This is a genomic window from Nocardia sp. NPDC055321, assembly GCF_053645575.1.
Genome location: NZ_JBSHMS010000028.1, coordinates 1 through 12,980 on the forward strand (window position 1 = coordinate 1; position 12,980 = coordinate 12,980).

11 protein-coding genes are annotated in these 12,980 nt (G+C 69.0%); 4 read left to right on the top strand and 7 right to left on the bottom strand.

The features are described from left to right. Positions 1-60: 60 nt before the first annotated feature. Genes ACWIGI_RS33510 through ACWIGI_RS33520 form a run of 3 tightly spaced genes read right to left on the bottom strand, consistent with a single transcriptional unit; the run spans position 61 to position 2,698 of the window. Complete coding sequence (locus tag ACWIGI_RS33510) at positions 61-882, bottom strand: ABC transporter permease (RefSeq protein ID WP_454207195.1); 822 nt, start codon at positions 880-882, stop codon at positions 61-63. Beyond that, positions 879-1,694 carry an ABC transporter permease gene (locus tag ACWIGI_RS33515; RefSeq protein ID WP_454207196.1) on the bottom strand — a complete coding sequence of 272 codons (816 nt, stop codon included), beginning with the start codon at positions 1,692-1,694 and terminating at the stop codon, positions 879-881. The genes ACWIGI_RS33510 and ACWIGI_RS33515 overlap by 4 nt, the downstream gene beginning before the upstream one ends. Continuing rightward, positions 1,694-2,698 carry an ATP-binding cassette domain-containing protein gene (locus ACWIGI_RS33520; RefSeq protein ID WP_454207197.1) on the bottom strand — a complete coding sequence of 335 codons (1,005 nt, stop codon included), beginning with the start codon at positions 2,696-2,698 and terminating at the stop codon, positions 1,694-1,696. Before ACWIGI_RS33520 ends, ACWIGI_RS33515 begins: the two co-directional genes overlap by 1 nt. A 370-nt stretch (positions 2,699-3,068) precedes the next feature. Here ACWIGI_RS33520 and ACWIGI_RS33525 point away from each other — a divergent pair, with 370 nt between their 5' ends. From ACWIGI_RS33525 to ACWIGI_RS33535, 3 genes are all read left to right on the top strand, one after another. Then, positions 3,069-3,551, top strand: coding sequence for a hypothetical protein (locus ACWIGI_RS33525; protein ID WP_454207198.1), 483 nt, complete (start codon positions 3,069-3,071; stop codon positions 3,549-3,551). A 120-nt stretch (positions 3,552-3,671) separates the two neighbouring features. Further along, positions 3,672-4,412, top strand: a complete 741-nt coding sequence (locus tag ACWIGI_RS33530; RefSeq protein ID WP_454207199.1) for an ABC transporter ATP-binding protein — start codon at positions 3,672-3,674, stop codon at positions 4,410-4,412. Further along, a complete protein-coding gene (locus ACWIGI_RS33535) occupies positions 4,409-5,197 on the top strand; it encodes an ABC transporter permease (protein ID WP_454207200.1) in 789 nt (262 codons plus the stop codon). The genes ACWIGI_RS33530 and ACWIGI_RS33535 overlap by 4 nt, the downstream gene beginning before the upstream one ends. Positions 5,198-5,279: 82 nt before the next feature. Here ACWIGI_RS33535 and ACWIGI_RS33540 read toward each other — a convergent pair whose 3' ends face one another. Both ACWIGI_RS33540 and ACWIGI_RS33545 read right to left on the bottom strand, forming a co-directional pair. Next, positions 5,280-7,034, bottom strand: coding sequence for an ABC transporter ATP-binding protein (locus ACWIGI_RS33540; protein WP_454207202.1), 1,755 nt, complete (start codon positions 7,032-7,034; stop codon positions 5,280-5,282). Beyond that, on the bottom strand, positions 7,031-9,661 hold the full coding sequence (locus ACWIGI_RS33545; protein ID WP_454207204.1) for an ABC transporter ATP-binding protein/permease: 2,631 nt from the start codon (positions 9,659-9,661) through the stop codon (positions 7,031-7,033). Before ACWIGI_RS33545 ends, ACWIGI_RS33540 begins: the two co-directional genes overlap by 4 nt. A 208-nt stretch (positions 9,662-9,869) precedes the next feature. Between ACWIGI_RS33545 and ACWIGI_RS33550 the strand changes: the two genes are divergently transcribed. Then, a complete protein-coding gene (locus ACWIGI_RS33550) occupies positions 9,870-10,442 on the top strand; it encodes a TetR/AcrR family transcriptional regulator (protein WP_354991049.1) in 573 nt (190 codons plus the stop codon). A gap of 12 nt (positions 10,443-10,454) precedes the next feature. Here ACWIGI_RS33550 and ACWIGI_RS33555 read toward each other — a convergent pair whose 3' ends face one another. Both ACWIGI_RS33555 and ACWIGI_RS33560 read right to left on the bottom strand, forming a co-directional pair. Continuing rightward, the gene (locus tag ACWIGI_RS33555) at positions 10,455-11,570 is read right to left on the bottom strand and encodes an agmatine deiminase family protein (RefSeq protein ID WP_454207206.1); all 1,116 of its coding nucleotides are present in this window, start codon (positions 11,568-11,570) and stop codon (positions 10,455-10,457) included. A 56-nt stretch (positions 11,571-11,626) separates the two neighbouring features. Next, positions 11,627-12,823: a serine/threonine-protein kinase gene (locus ACWIGI_RS33560; protein ID WP_454207208.1), complete on the bottom strand. Its 1,197-nt coding sequence runs from the start codon at positions 12,821-12,823 to the stop codon at positions 11,627-11,629. Positions 12,824-12,980: the final 157 nt, after the last annotated feature.

Below are 12,980 nucleotides of genomic sequence, written 5' to 3' on the forward strand. Positions count from 1 at the left end.
CGATACGACAAGGCCCCCGCAGCGTCCGCCGCGGGGGCCTTGTTGCCTGGCTACATCGAATCAGCGCCGCTGTTCAGCCGCGTGCCGATATCCCCGAACCGCGAGCGGCCCGAACACCACGATCAACCCGACGGTCCAGAGCACGGTGATGGCAAGAGGTTCGGCAACCGCCCCGCCCTCGGTCAGTCCCTTGATCGCGTCGATCGCCGGAGTCATCGGCTGATGCCGCACGACCGGCTGCAACCAGCCCGGATATTCGGTCACCGGCGCGAATCCGCCGTTGAAGAACAACAGCAGCAGGAACAAGCCACCCAGTTGCTGCACGGCCTGCTTGCCCGAAGCGACTGCCGCCAAGGCGATCACCGGCACCGCGATGCCGACGGCGAAGATCATCGGAACGACGATCGCGCCCAGCGCGGCCAACAGTCCGTGCTCGAAGCGGAAGCCCAGCGGAATCGCCACCAGGAACAGCACGATGGTCGCCGGCCCGGTGCGCAGGGCCTCGGCGAGCAGTCGCCCCGCGATGAAGCCGGCGCGCGGGACCGGGAGTGTCCAGGTGCGCGCCAGCAGGCCGGAATCCCGTTCGTAGATGAGGGTGATTGCGGTGGCCAGCGTGCCGAAGAGCGCGCCGACCAGGGCTACCAGTCCGGCGTTGCCGTACACGCTGTCCCCGCCGCCCATCGAGGTGACGGTCTTGCCCAGCACCAACTGGAACATCAGCAGCATGAAGGCCGGAAAGACCATGGACTGCACGATGATTCCGGGTTCTCGGGACCACGAGCGCAGCAGCGCGCTCGCGTGCACCAGCGATTGGCGGATCAGGGACACCGAGTGGCGGGCGGGCCAGGTTGGCGCGGTGGGAGTGGTCGTGGTCTGGGTCATCGGCCCACCTGTGCTCGGCCCGCGGCCGTGATCGCGAGCAGGCCCGCGGAGAGGAGTCCGGCCGACCACAGCAGGGCGGCGGTCAATTCGGGATCGGTACCCGCCGCGAGGCCGCGCAGGGCGTCGGCGAAGACCGAGAGCGGCTGGTTGCGGACGAAGGGCTGAATCCAGTCCGGAAAGCCTTCGGCCGGAACGAGACCGGTGGAGGCCATCACCAGGATGAGCTGCGGGATCATGAGGATGCTGGCCACCGAGACCGAGTTGCGCGCCACCGTGCCGATGGCGTCGGTGAGCATGCTCAGGGCCAAGCCGAAGATCACGACCAGGATGATGAACGCCGCGGTGTCGATCGCCGAACCGTGGAATCGGAAGTCCAGGCTGTACCCGATGCCCACACCGCCGGCCAGGGCCAGCAGCATGCGCACGATCACCCAGGCCATGCGGCCGAGGAAGGGCGTGACGCGGGGGATGGGCAGGGACATCATGCGCTCGTGCACTCCGGCGCGGGCATCGTGCCCGGCGACCTCGGTGGCGCTGATGGCGGTGAACAAACCGGCCTGCAACAGGATGATCGGCGTGAGGAATTGCGCGTAATGCCCGCCGCCGAGTTCGAATTGGCGATGCAGCGGCACGTAGAAGCAGACGAAGAAGATGACGGGGCCGAAGACGGCGAAAATGCCGTCACCGGAACGGATCGCGGCCAGAATCTTCTGCCGGGCCAGGGTGGCGGTCGCGGCTCCCAGACCGACCGACGCGCGTGCGGTGGTGCCCGCTCGCGTGACGGCGGCGGGTTCGGCGGTGAGAGTGGACATCAGCGCGACTCCGTGAGCTGGAGGAAGACCTCGTCCAGCGAGGGCTGGCGCAGTCCGATGTCGACGACATCGATGTTCGCGCCGCGCAGGCGCGAGATGACATCGGAGACCGTGGCCATGCCCTCGGGGGCTCGCACCACCAGGCGGGGATGCGCTGCCGCGCCGGAAGCCGTTCCCTCGGAAGGCGATTCGACGATGTCCAAGCCCTCGAGCAGTGCGACCGTGCGCGCGGTGTCCGAGCGCTCGATGAGCGTCACCTCGCACACCGCCGCACCGATTTGCTGCTTGAGCTGTCCCGGCGTGCCCGCCGCCACCACCGCGCCCTGATTGAGCATGACGATGTGGTCCGCGAGCCGGTCCGCCTCCTCCAGGTACTGCGTGGTCAGCAGCACCGTGATGCCCTCGGCGCGCAGGCCGGTGACGGTGTCCCACACCGAGGCTCGGCTGCGCGGGTCCAGGCCGGTGGTCGGCTCGTCGAGGAACAGCACTTCGGGCCGGGTGACCAGTGCGCTCGCGATGTCGACGCGGCGCTGCATGCCGCCCGAGAGCGCGCTCACGCGCCGATCGCGCACCGTGCCCAGATCGAATTGCTCGACCAGTTCATCGATGCGGGTTTTCAGCGCGTGTCCCCGCAGGCCCGTGAGCTTGCCGAAGACCGCGAGGTTCTCCACCGCGGTCAGTCCGCCGTCCAGCGCGGCGTATTGCCCGGTGAGAGAAACGAGTTCGCGCACGCGCCCGGCGTCGGCCACCACATCGTGACCGCAGATGCGGGCGATGCCGGAGGTCGGCCGCTGCAGGGTGGACAGCAGGGTGACCGTGGTGGTCTTGCCGCTGCCGTTGGGGCCGAGCAGGCCGAGTACCTCGCCCGGCGCCACCTCGAACGATATTCCCTTGAGCGCCTTGACTTCTCCGTAGGCCTTGACCAGCTCGCCGACCTCGATCGCCGGCGTTGCCCCCTCGGCGTCGCGCTCCGCCCCCGGTGTACCGGCGTCCGGCGAGGTCACGACGCCCGCGCCACGGTCGGCACGAACCGCGGTAGGGCGTTCGGTGAATGGATCCTCATCGGCATGTCGATTCCCTCCTCGTGAGCCCGTTCGGGCTCGGTTCTTGTTAGGCAAGGCTAGACTAACCAATGGGTGTGTGCTGTGACCCCGCTCTCTCCGGGTCGCCCAGGTAGGAGGCCCTCACATGCGGCGATGGGTACTCCACTTAGGATTGACTTACCTAACTGGCTTGGTTAGCGTGAAGCTTGCCCGCTCGAGCTGCGCCCCGCGATCGCTCCACCCCGCGGGTGAGCGCCGTACCCGGTCTCGCGGCCACACCGTGAATGCCACTGCGGCGCACTGTTTTCGCTCGCCGTCCAGAAGGGCTGTCATGCCAATATTCATTCGCGTCGCCGTCGTTGCGATCGCCGCCGCCATCCTCGGTCTGGGCTTCGCGCAGCCGGCCTCGGCCGACTTCTCCATTCGTGAGGCCCAGGCTTCGGACCTTTATGTCCGTGACGAGGTTCCGAGCCTGCACCAGCTCGAGAAGCAGTTCGCTGCCTTCTGGAACCCGAACATCGGCATGGATCCCAAGATCGAGGTCACCTACAACGGCCCCGGCGCGCGTCCGGCGCTGGAGCAGGTCATGCAGGCCAGCACCATGTACGACTTCTTCTCGATCCAGGGCCGCGCGATCGGTCCGGTGCAGATCTCCGGCGACCGTCTCTCGGTCAAGGTCGAGGGCCTGATGGCCGGTTTCCCCGCGACCAGCACCATGTACCACTTCATCCGGGAGTCCGGACTCTGGAAGTACGACTGGAAGGCCACCTGCGCCGAGATGGAGTGCTCCGGCGATCCGAGCTTCGGATACTGATCCCACCCACTCGGCACCTCGGAGCGACCCCCCGGATGCATTCACACCGGGGGGTCGTTTCGTGTGCGGAGGGTCTCAGAAAGTGAATTCGACTGTGACAGAGTTATTCAGGACAGCGCTGTGATCGCCGTACGCGGGGTCACCAAACGTTTCGGTGGCACCACCGCGGTGGACGAGGTCTCCTTCGACGCCGAAGCCGGCGGCGTCACCTACCTGCTCGGGCCGAACGGCGCGGGCAAGACCACGGTGATGCGGATGATCGCCGGACTGGCGCGCCCGAGCGCGGGCACGATCACCGTCAACGGCCGATCCCTGCGGGACTACCCGAACACCCTGGGGGAGATCGGTTTCAGTCTCAGTGCGTTCGCCCGGAATCCGCACCACACCGCCGCCCGGCATCTGACCTGGCAGGCCAGGCTGGGTGGAATGCCGAAGAGCGTTGTCGGCGAGGCCCTGGACCGGGTCGGCCTCGGGCCGGTCGCGGGGCGCGCGGTCGGCGGTTTCTCCTTCGGCATGTTGCAGCGCCTCGGCATTGCCTCGGCCCTGCTGGGCGATCCCAAGACCGTCGTGCTGGACGAGCCCGCGAACGGCCTCGACATCGAGGGCGTGCTGTGGCTGCGGGACCTGGTGACCGGGCTTGCGGGGGAAGGCAAATGCCTGCTGGTGGCCTCGCACAACCTGACCGAGGTCGAGATCACCGGCACGCGCATCGTCATCATGGGCAAAGGCCGGGTGCTCTCGGACACCACGAAGGACGAACTGGTCGCCAAGGGCACCGGACCGCGCAAGCTGGAGTCCGCCTTCATCGACATCACTCGCAACAGCGTCGAGTACACCGCGACCGGGGGTGCGGCGAAATGATTCTCACCTATTTCGCACAGTCGGTGCGCAGTGAAATCGCCAAGCTCTACCCGCGCAGTTCGCTCTGGTACGCGGTGGTGCCGCTGGCGCTGATCATTCCGGTGGCGATCAATTTCGGCATCGCCAAGGCGACCCAGTCCAATACCTTCCGCGGGGCGGGCGGCATGGACACCAACAACGCCGCCTACTGGATCCTCATCTTCTCCACCTTCATTCTCATGTCCGGCGGGGTGAGCTCGCTGTGCGCGGAGTTCAAGGATCGCACCGCCGAGACCGCGTTCGCGATCCAGCCGCGCCGCTGGCTGCTGCCGGTGGCCAAACTGGTCGTCTACGGCACGATCACGGCGGGTACGGCGTTCGTGGCGACCCTGATCATGCTCGCCGGGTTCCCGCGCATGTTCCCCGAGATCTGGGGTGAGGTGGACGCGACGTCCTCGGACGGCATTCGCCTGCTGATCGGGGTCCCGTTCTTCGCGCTGCTGATCTGCGCTCTGGGACTGGGGATTTCGGCGCTGATGCCCAAGCCCGGCCTGGTCGTGATGGTGGTGCTGCTCTGGAAGTTCGGCATCGAGGTGTTCGTGACCTTGATCCCCGGCGACGTCGGTCTGGTCCTGCAGCGACTGTCGCCCTTCAAGAACGGTGAGCTGGGCGTCGGTCAGCTCTCGACCATCAAGAGCTACTTCGGCGGCCAGAACGGTTCGCTGCTGTTCTTCACGGTGCTGTGCGTGGCGATCTTCGTGATCGGCACGGTGCGCCTGTCGATCTCGGACACCAAGAGCGAGTGAGTTAGCCCGGATACGGCGAAGGCCGCCGCGGGAACCGATCGGTTCCGGCGGCGGCCTTCTCGTTTGTCGGCGAACCCCGGGTTCAGGCCCGGCCGGCGGTGGCCAGGCGCCAGCCGGCGGCGTCGCGCTGGTGGGCCCAGAACTCGGCGAAGCGGCCCTCGGCGGCCAGGAGCTCCTCCACGGTGCCGTCCTCGACCACGCGGCCGCTCTCGAGGAACAGCACCCGGTCCGCGCCGGCGATGGTGCTCAGGCGGTGGGTCACCACGATGCGGGTGCGGGCGCGGGGATCGTCCGCGATCGCGGTCACCACGGCGGCCTCGTTCTCCGCGTCCAGGGCACTGGTGCCCTCGTCCACGAGCAGGATCGCGGAGGGCTTCAGCAGGGCGCGGGCGATCGAGACGCGTTGGCGCTCACCGCCGGACAGGGCCGTGCCCGCGTCGCCGACGAGGCTGTTCACACCCTCGGGGAGCCGGGCGGCGAACTCGTCCACGCGGGCCAGGCGCAGTGCGGCGTCGAGTTCGTCGGCGGTGGCGTCCGGATTGCCCGCCAGCACGTTGTCGCGGATGGTGCCCGCGAACAGGTACGGCTGCTGGAACACCATGGAGGTGTCGGCCGGGCGCTGGGCCGGGTCCAGACCGCCGCGGTCGACGCCGCCGACGGTGACGCTGCCCGAATTCGGGGTCTCGAGACCTGCGACCAGGGAGAGCAGGCTGCTCTTGCCCGAGCCGGACGGGCCGACGATGGCGGTGATCTCACCGGCGCGGAATTCGATGTCCAGGCCGTCGAGCACGAGCGGCGCGGCGTCGTCGTACGAGAACCGCACATCGCGCAGGGCGACCCCGGCGGCGGTGTTCGCGCCGGTGCGCTCGTCTGCCACGGCGGGCCGCTCCGGGCCCGGCGCGTCGACGACGGATCGGATGTCGCGCAACGTGTTCCGGCTGGTCTCGATGGCCGGGGCCAGATCGCCGATGGCCGCGAACGGCTCCAGGAAGCGGACCACGACCACGATGAGCGCGATGGCCTCGGGGGTGCCGACGGTGCCGCGCACCGCCAGCCACGCGGTGGTGCCCGCGAGCAGGATGAGCGCCACCTGGCTCGCCAGGCTGAACAGCACCTGACCCGGAACGTTCAGCAGCAGCAGGCGCACGGTCGCACTGTGCTGGGCGTCCAACGCGGCGCCGGTCTGGCTGCGCGCCGGCTCCACCCGCCGGGCCGCGCGCAGGGCGGCCTGGGTGCGGGCGAATTCCAGAATGCGTTCGGTGAGAACGCTGTTGGAGTCGGCGGCCGCCTTGTCCGCGACGCGGGTGATGCGCCCGGTCGCCCACAGCGCGCCCAGCAGCAGCGGCACGGTCAGCAGTGCGACCACGCCCAGCTGCCACGAGATCGGCAGCAGCGCCAGGCCGATCACGATGGGGAGCAGGATGCCCTGAATGATCGGGGTGACCAGGTAGCCGACCAGGCCGACCAGGTCCGGTCCGGTGGTGGCGATGGCCCGGCGGGTGATCGCGGAGTTGTCCTCGTCGAACCAGCGCAACGGAATGCGCGCCACCTGGCTCGAGACATCGCGCTGGGCGCGGTTGAGAATGCCGAAGCCCAGGTCGAATCCGATGCGCGAGGCGATGGAATCGATGATCCAGCCCGCGATCACGGCCACGGTCAGCGCGCCGACCCAGCGCCAGGCGTCGGCCGGGGTGTCGCCGAACAGCGCCGACACCAGCGGCACCACCAGCACGACCGCGATGGCGCGCACGATGGTGGAGGTTCCGATCAGGGCCAGATATCCGATCCAGCGCCGCCGATCCGCGGGCGGCAGCAGGCTCAATACGGTGCGCATCATCGCACGGTCTCCTTCGTGTCGGCGGTGGCGCCGGCATTCCACAGCTGCTGGTAGCGCCCGTCGACGGCGAGCAGTTCGGTATGGGTACCCGATTGGGTCACCCGGCCTTGTTCGAGCACGACGATGCGGTCGGCTTCGGTGATGGTGCGCAGGCGGTGCGCGATGACCAGCACGGTGCGACCCACCGCGAGCCGGTCCAGTGCCTGCTGCACCAGGTACTCCGACTCCGGGTCCGCGAAGGCCGTCGCCTCGTCGAGGATGAGCACCGGGGTGTCGGCGAGCAGGGCGCGCGCGATGGTCAGGCGCTGCTTCTCGCCGCCGGACAGCGTGGCCGACGCGCCCAGGACCGTGTCGTAGCCCTGCGGCAGGCGCAGGATGCGTTCGTGCAGTTGGGCATCGCGCGCGGCCTGTTCGATGGCGGCGTCGCTCGCGTCCGGCACCGCCAGCGCGATGTTCTCGCGCACGGTTCCGGCGATCACCTGCGCGTCCTGGAAGACGAACCCGATGCGGGTGTACAGCTCGTCCGGGGTGAATTCGGTGATGTCCCGGCCGCCGACTCGGATCGCGCCGCCGTTGATGTCGTGGAAGCGCGCCAGCAGCGCGGCCAGGGTCGACTTGCCCGCACCGGACGGGCCGACCAGGGCGGTGATGGTGCCGGGCTCGAGGGTGAGCGAGATGTCCTGCACGACGGGAACACCGGGGCGGTAGCCGAAGGTCACGTCATCGAAAACGACATGGCCGGGCTGGTTCTCGGTGTTCGCGGCCGCGCCGGCTCGCACGTCGAGTTCGTTCTCGTCCAGGGCGACCTGGATGTTCTTGGCGGCCAGGCGGCCCTCCCGCAGACCCGACAGGCCGTAGCCGATGCCGAGCAGGCGCGAGCCGAAGGTGGTGCCCAGGAACAGGAACGGCAGCAGATCGACCGGCTCGAGGCTGCCGGACACGATCATCGCGGTGCCGACGGTCAGGGTGAGCCACAGGAAGGTGACCGGGCGCGTGATGAGGTCCATGACGGACTTCTTGCCGACGAACGGCCGCTGCCAGCCGTCCAGGAAGCCGATGTACTCGTCCAGGCTGCGCCGGAACGGGGAGGCCGCCGAGCCGCCGAACACGCGAATCACGGGCTGGCCTTCCAGGTACGAGGTGGCCTCGCCGTTCATCTTCTCGGCCCAGCGCTGCGACTGCATGATCTTGGGCCCGGAGGAGGCCATCATGGTCAGCATGGTGAAGACGTAGCCGAGCACCGGCACCAGCAGCACCAGGGCCAGTCGCCAGTCCACCCAGAACAGGTAGCCGAGCACGGCCAGCGGGGCGACCACGGCGGCGACCGCGTCGATGACCGCGTGGGTCACCAGGTAGTGCAGCGACAGGGTGTCGCCGGTGATGAGCTTGTTGATCTTGCCCGGGCCGCGGGCGGTGAACCAGCCCAGCGGGAGCCGCGCCAGCTTGCTCAGCAGCCGGGACCGCAGATCGCGGCTGAAACGCGCGTCGACCGCGTGCAGCCAGAATTGCAGGATCGCTTCCAGCAGCGCGCCCAGACCCATCAGGCCCAGGGCCCACAGGCCGAGCGTCCAGAGCTTGGATTCCTCACTCGCGCCGAGCAATTCGCGCGCCAGCTCGACCAGCAGCACGAACGGCGCGAGCTGGACGAGGGTGATGACGAACTGCAGGACCGCAGCGGCCCACAGCTTGCGGCGGACGCTGTCGAACAGGCGGCTGCCCGCCTGGGAACGCCAGCGGCCGGGGGTGGCGGGCGCGGGGGCGGCGGGGGCTTCGGTGGCGGTGGCCGCGACGGCCGGGGCGGGAGTCGCCTCGACGGCTTTCTCGACGACCGTGGCGGCCGCGCCGTTCGTGCTCTGTGCGGCTTCGGCCTCGGCCCCGTCGCGCTGCTTGCCCATCGCGCGCCCGTGCACCCAGTACGCCTGCGCGTAGACATCGGTCTTGGGGAAGCCGAAATCGTCCTTGAGCCGGGCGCGAATAAGCTTGAGCGACTTGGATTCCGGGCCGGCCCACGCGTACCAGTTGGACCAGTCGCGGGCCTCGAGAGCGGCGGCGAAGGAGGCCTCGGAGGTACGCGGGACCCAGTGCACGCGCGCGAGCGGATGCTCGGTGAGCGGGATCAGCAGGTCGTCGTCGTGGTGCTGCTCGAGGTAGACCTCGACGGCCACGTGCGGAGGCACCGCGGCCAGGATCGAGTTGATCGCCGGAATCGAGGCGGAATCACCGATCAGCAGGTAACCGGCGGGCAGATCGTCCGGGGTGATGGGAAAGCCCTTGGAGCCGAACGAGGTGACCTCGATGGTCTCCCCGCCCTTGACCCGGCCGGCCCACGCGGACGCGGGTCCGGCGGGTTCGTGCAGCACGAAGTCGATCGCGAAGCGGCCGTTGTCCAGATCGGCCTCGGCGATGGTGTAGCCGCGCTGGAATTCCGATTCCGAGCCCTCGGGATCGGGGAACCAGATCCGCAGCCAGGCGGTCGGCTCCATCGTGATCTCGTCGAAGAGCGAGGGTGCGGTCAGCCAGACCCGCAGGTATCGCGGTGTGGTCTGCTCTATCTCGAGCACCGTGGCGGTGTGGTACTGAACGCCGAAGGCGGTCAGCACCGCCCCCTGAAAACCTCTGCGCGCCATTCTCGGCTGTCCTCCGATCGGTGTGCGGCGAGTCGACCCCTCCGCCCGGTGCCGCACGCGCGCGCGTACGACCCCATTGCTTCCGAACCGGAATCCTCACCTCCAACTTTGGTAAGCCTACACATACCCCTGGAAATCGGGTGGGTCAGGACCACGGGTTCGAGCCGCGTACCCGCCCGCCGGGTATCGGTCCGTAAGCTGACAATTCGTGTCCGACCGCCAAACGCAGATATTGGAAGCCGCCGTTCGGGTGATCGCCCACGACGGGGTGCGGGGATTGCGCGTGGAGAAGCTCGCGGCCGAGGCCGGGGTGTCCACCGCGCTGATCTACTACCACTTCAAGGATCGCGCGGGGGTGCTGCAGCACGCGCTGCAGTTCGTGAGCGGGAAGGCCGCCCGGTACACCGAGAGCGCGTTCGCGCAGGCCAACCCGCGCGCGGCGCTGGAGGAGATGCTGCTGCTCGAGATCCAGGACGTGCCCGAGGTCCGGGACAACAGCATCGCCTGGGGTGAGTTGCGGGCCAGCGCGGTGTTCAACGACGAACTGCGCGAGCAACTGCGGGCCGGCACCCAGGAATGGGTCGACGACGTGGCCGCGCTCATCGAGCGGGCGCGGGAATCCGGGCTGGCGTTGCGCGAGGTGAATCCCGCCGCGGCAGCCGCCCGGCTCACCACGCTCGTCGAGGGACTGAGCGAACGGTGGCTGAGCGGCTCGCTCACGGTGGAACGGGCGCGCGAGTTGCTGTCCGGGGCGATCGTCGCCGAACTCGGCCGCGTCTGAGGCGCGCTCGGATCAGGCGGGTTCCTGCTGGGTCGTGCAGTGGATACCGCCGCCGCCCCAGGCGATGGCGTCGATGTCGATCTGCACGATCCGCCGGTTCGGGAACAGCCGCGCCAGGGTCGCGAACGCGGCCGAATCCGCTTCCGGGTCACCGAATTCCGGCGCGATGACCGCGCCGTTGCAGACGTAGAAGTTGATGTAGCCCGCCGCGAAGTCGGCCGACTTGTACTCGGGCCGCACGCGGGTGGGCGCCTTGATGACCTCGACCTGCACGGTGCGGCCGTGCGCGTCGGTCGCGGTCCGCAGAATCTCCAGGTGGCGCCTGGTGACCTCGTGATCGTAGGACTCGGGGTTGGTGTCCAGGGCCGCCACGACGACGCCGGGGCGCACGAACCGCGCGTAGAAGTCGGTGTGCCCGTCGGTGATGTCCCGCCCGGCGATACCGGGCAGCCAGATGATCTTCCTCAGACCGAGGAGCCTGTCGAGTTCGGCCTCGACATCGGATTTGCTCCAGCCGGGATTGCGATTGGCGTTCAGCACACAGCTCTCGGTGATGACGGCGGTGCCTTCGCCGTCGACCTCGATGCCGCCGCCCTCGAGCACGAGGTCGGTGCGCGCGCGCTCCACACCTGCCGCGCGGGTGACGATGTCGGCCACCGCGGTGTCGAAACCGTGCTCCTGCTTGCCGCCCCAGCCGTTGAAGTTGAAGTCGACCCCGGCTCGGCGGCCGCCGTCGGAGACGAAGACCGGGCCGGTGTCGCGCATCCACAGGTCGTCGATCTCCGCCGGAACCAGTTCGACGTTCGCGTCGCCGATCAGCTCGCGGGCGATCGCCAGTTCGGCCGGGCGCACCAGCATGGACACCGGCTCGAAGGCGGCGATGGTCCGCGCGATGGTGGCGAGATTGCGCCGGGCCTCGGGCAGGACGTCGTCGTAGTTCTCGGCGGTCGCGCCGAAGGCCATCCAGGTGCGCCGATGCGGTTCGCCCTCTTCGGGCATGCGCCAGGCCCGTTCGGCGGCGCTGCCGCTGCCGCCGAACGGTGAGCGCGGGAGCAGGCCCTGCTGGTTGGCCATGATCAGGCCGCTGACCACGGTGATTCCCGTCTGTACGAATCGGCGTCGCTGCATGTTCTTACTCCTGAGGTGTCGAGTGATGGGGGGACCGGCGCCGATCTCCGGGGAGATCAGCGGTAGTAGGAATCGGTGGGATAGGGCTCGGTGTCGCTGTATTCGGCCGTCGTGCCGTCGATCACGGCCGGATCGGAGTCCGGGATGGGTTCGCCGAACAGGTAGACCACCCCGATGACGGCGGCGATCGTGAGCAGCGCGCCCGCAGCCCACAGCACGCCCGTGCGCCGGGACTTCGGCGGGGTGGGCGCAAAGGTGTTGTGCGGCACGGGGGTCGGATACGGCGGTGCGGGCGCCACGACGGGCGGCGGCGTCGCCACCGCGGTGCGAGCCGATCGATACGCCGCGTCGGCGGATCGGTACTCCACCGCCGCGGGCGGCAGGACGCGAGCCGCGGGAGCCGTGATCGCCTGCGCGGTCCGGTCGGCGCGGCGACCGGGAACGTGCAGCGCCCGGCGCGCGGCCGCGGCGAATTCACCCGCGCTCGCGTACCGGTCCTCGGGGTGTTTGGACATCGCGCGGATGATGGCCGCGTCGAGCCCCGGCGGCAGGCCCGGCCGCAGTCGGCTCGGGCGCGGGGCGGGGGTCATCAGGTGTCCGGAGACCTGCTGCTCGAGACTGTCGCCGGGGAAGGGCCGGGCGCCGGTCAGCGCTTCGTGCAGGACGCAGGCGAGCGCGTAGACGTCGGACTGCGCACTGGCGTGCCCGGTGCTGAACTGCTCGGGCGCCATGTACGCGAAGGTCCCGATCGCCGAGCCGGAGGTGGTCAGCGGCGGTTCGCCCTCGGCGCGCGCGATCCCGAAATCGATGAGGTACACGAAGTTTCGGTCGCCCACCAGAACGTTCGCGGGCTTGATGTCACGATGCACCAGCCCCGCGGCGTGCGCGGCGTCCAGCGCGGCGGCGATCTGGTCGATGGCGGCGACCGCCGCGTCCGGGTCGAGCGGGCCGTGCCGAGCCAGCAGCGTCTGCAGATCGGTGCCTTCGATCAGGCGCATGTCGAGGTACAGCCGGCCCTCGATCTCCCCGTAGCGATGGATCGGAACCACGTGCGGTTCGCGCAGGCGGGCGGCCGCGTGCGCCTCGCGGCGGAAACGCTCGCGAAAGGCGGGATCGGCGGCGGTGTGCTCGTGCAGCACCTTCAGGGCCACGAAACGGTCGGTGGTCGTGTCGTAGGCCCGGTAGACCCGGCCCATGCCGCCTTCGCCGATGAGTTCGTGCAGGTCGTAGTGGCCGAACGTACTTGCTTCCACGGGGGTTCTCCTGTCGACCGAGCGAGCCTGTCCGGGCGCTGGGGATTCGGTCGTGTTCCGCAAATGAACTGAAAATCTAGTCAGGATCGTAGCGCATGGCTGCGGGGAGGGGCCTGGGCTCGTGTGGCATGTGCAGTATTCATGCAGATAGAGGCAC

Bases quoted from the DNA above. Each gene is read 5' to 3' on its own strand.
- ACWIGI_RS33510 (WP_454207195.1), bottom strand. From the start codon at position 882: ATGACCCAGACCACGACCACTCCCACCGCGCCAACCTGGCCCGCCCGC.
- ACWIGI_RS33515 (WP_454207196.1), bottom strand. From the start codon at position 1,694: ATGTCCACTCTCACCGCCGAACCCGCCGCCGTCACGCGAGCGGGCACC.
- ACWIGI_RS33525 (WP_454207198.1), top strand. From the start codon at position 3,069: ATGCCAATATTCATTCGCGTCGCCGTCGTTGCGATCGCCGCCGCCATC.
- ACWIGI_RS33535 (WP_454207200.1), top strand. From the start codon at position 4,409: ATGATTCTCACCTATTTCGCACAGTCGGTGCGCAGTGAAATCGCCAAG.
- ACWIGI_RS33540 (WP_454207202.1), bottom strand. From the start codon at position 7,034: ATGATGCGCACCGTATTGAGCCTGCTGCCGCCCGCGGATCGGCGGCGC.
- ACWIGI_RS33545 (WP_454207204.1), bottom strand. From the start codon at position 9,661: ATGGCGCGCAGAGGTTTTCAGGGGGCGGTGCTGACCGCCTTCGGCGTT.
- ACWIGI_RS33555 (WP_454207206.1), bottom strand. From the start codon at position 11,570: ATGCAGCGACGCCGATTCGTACAGACGGGAATCACCGTGGTCAGCGGC.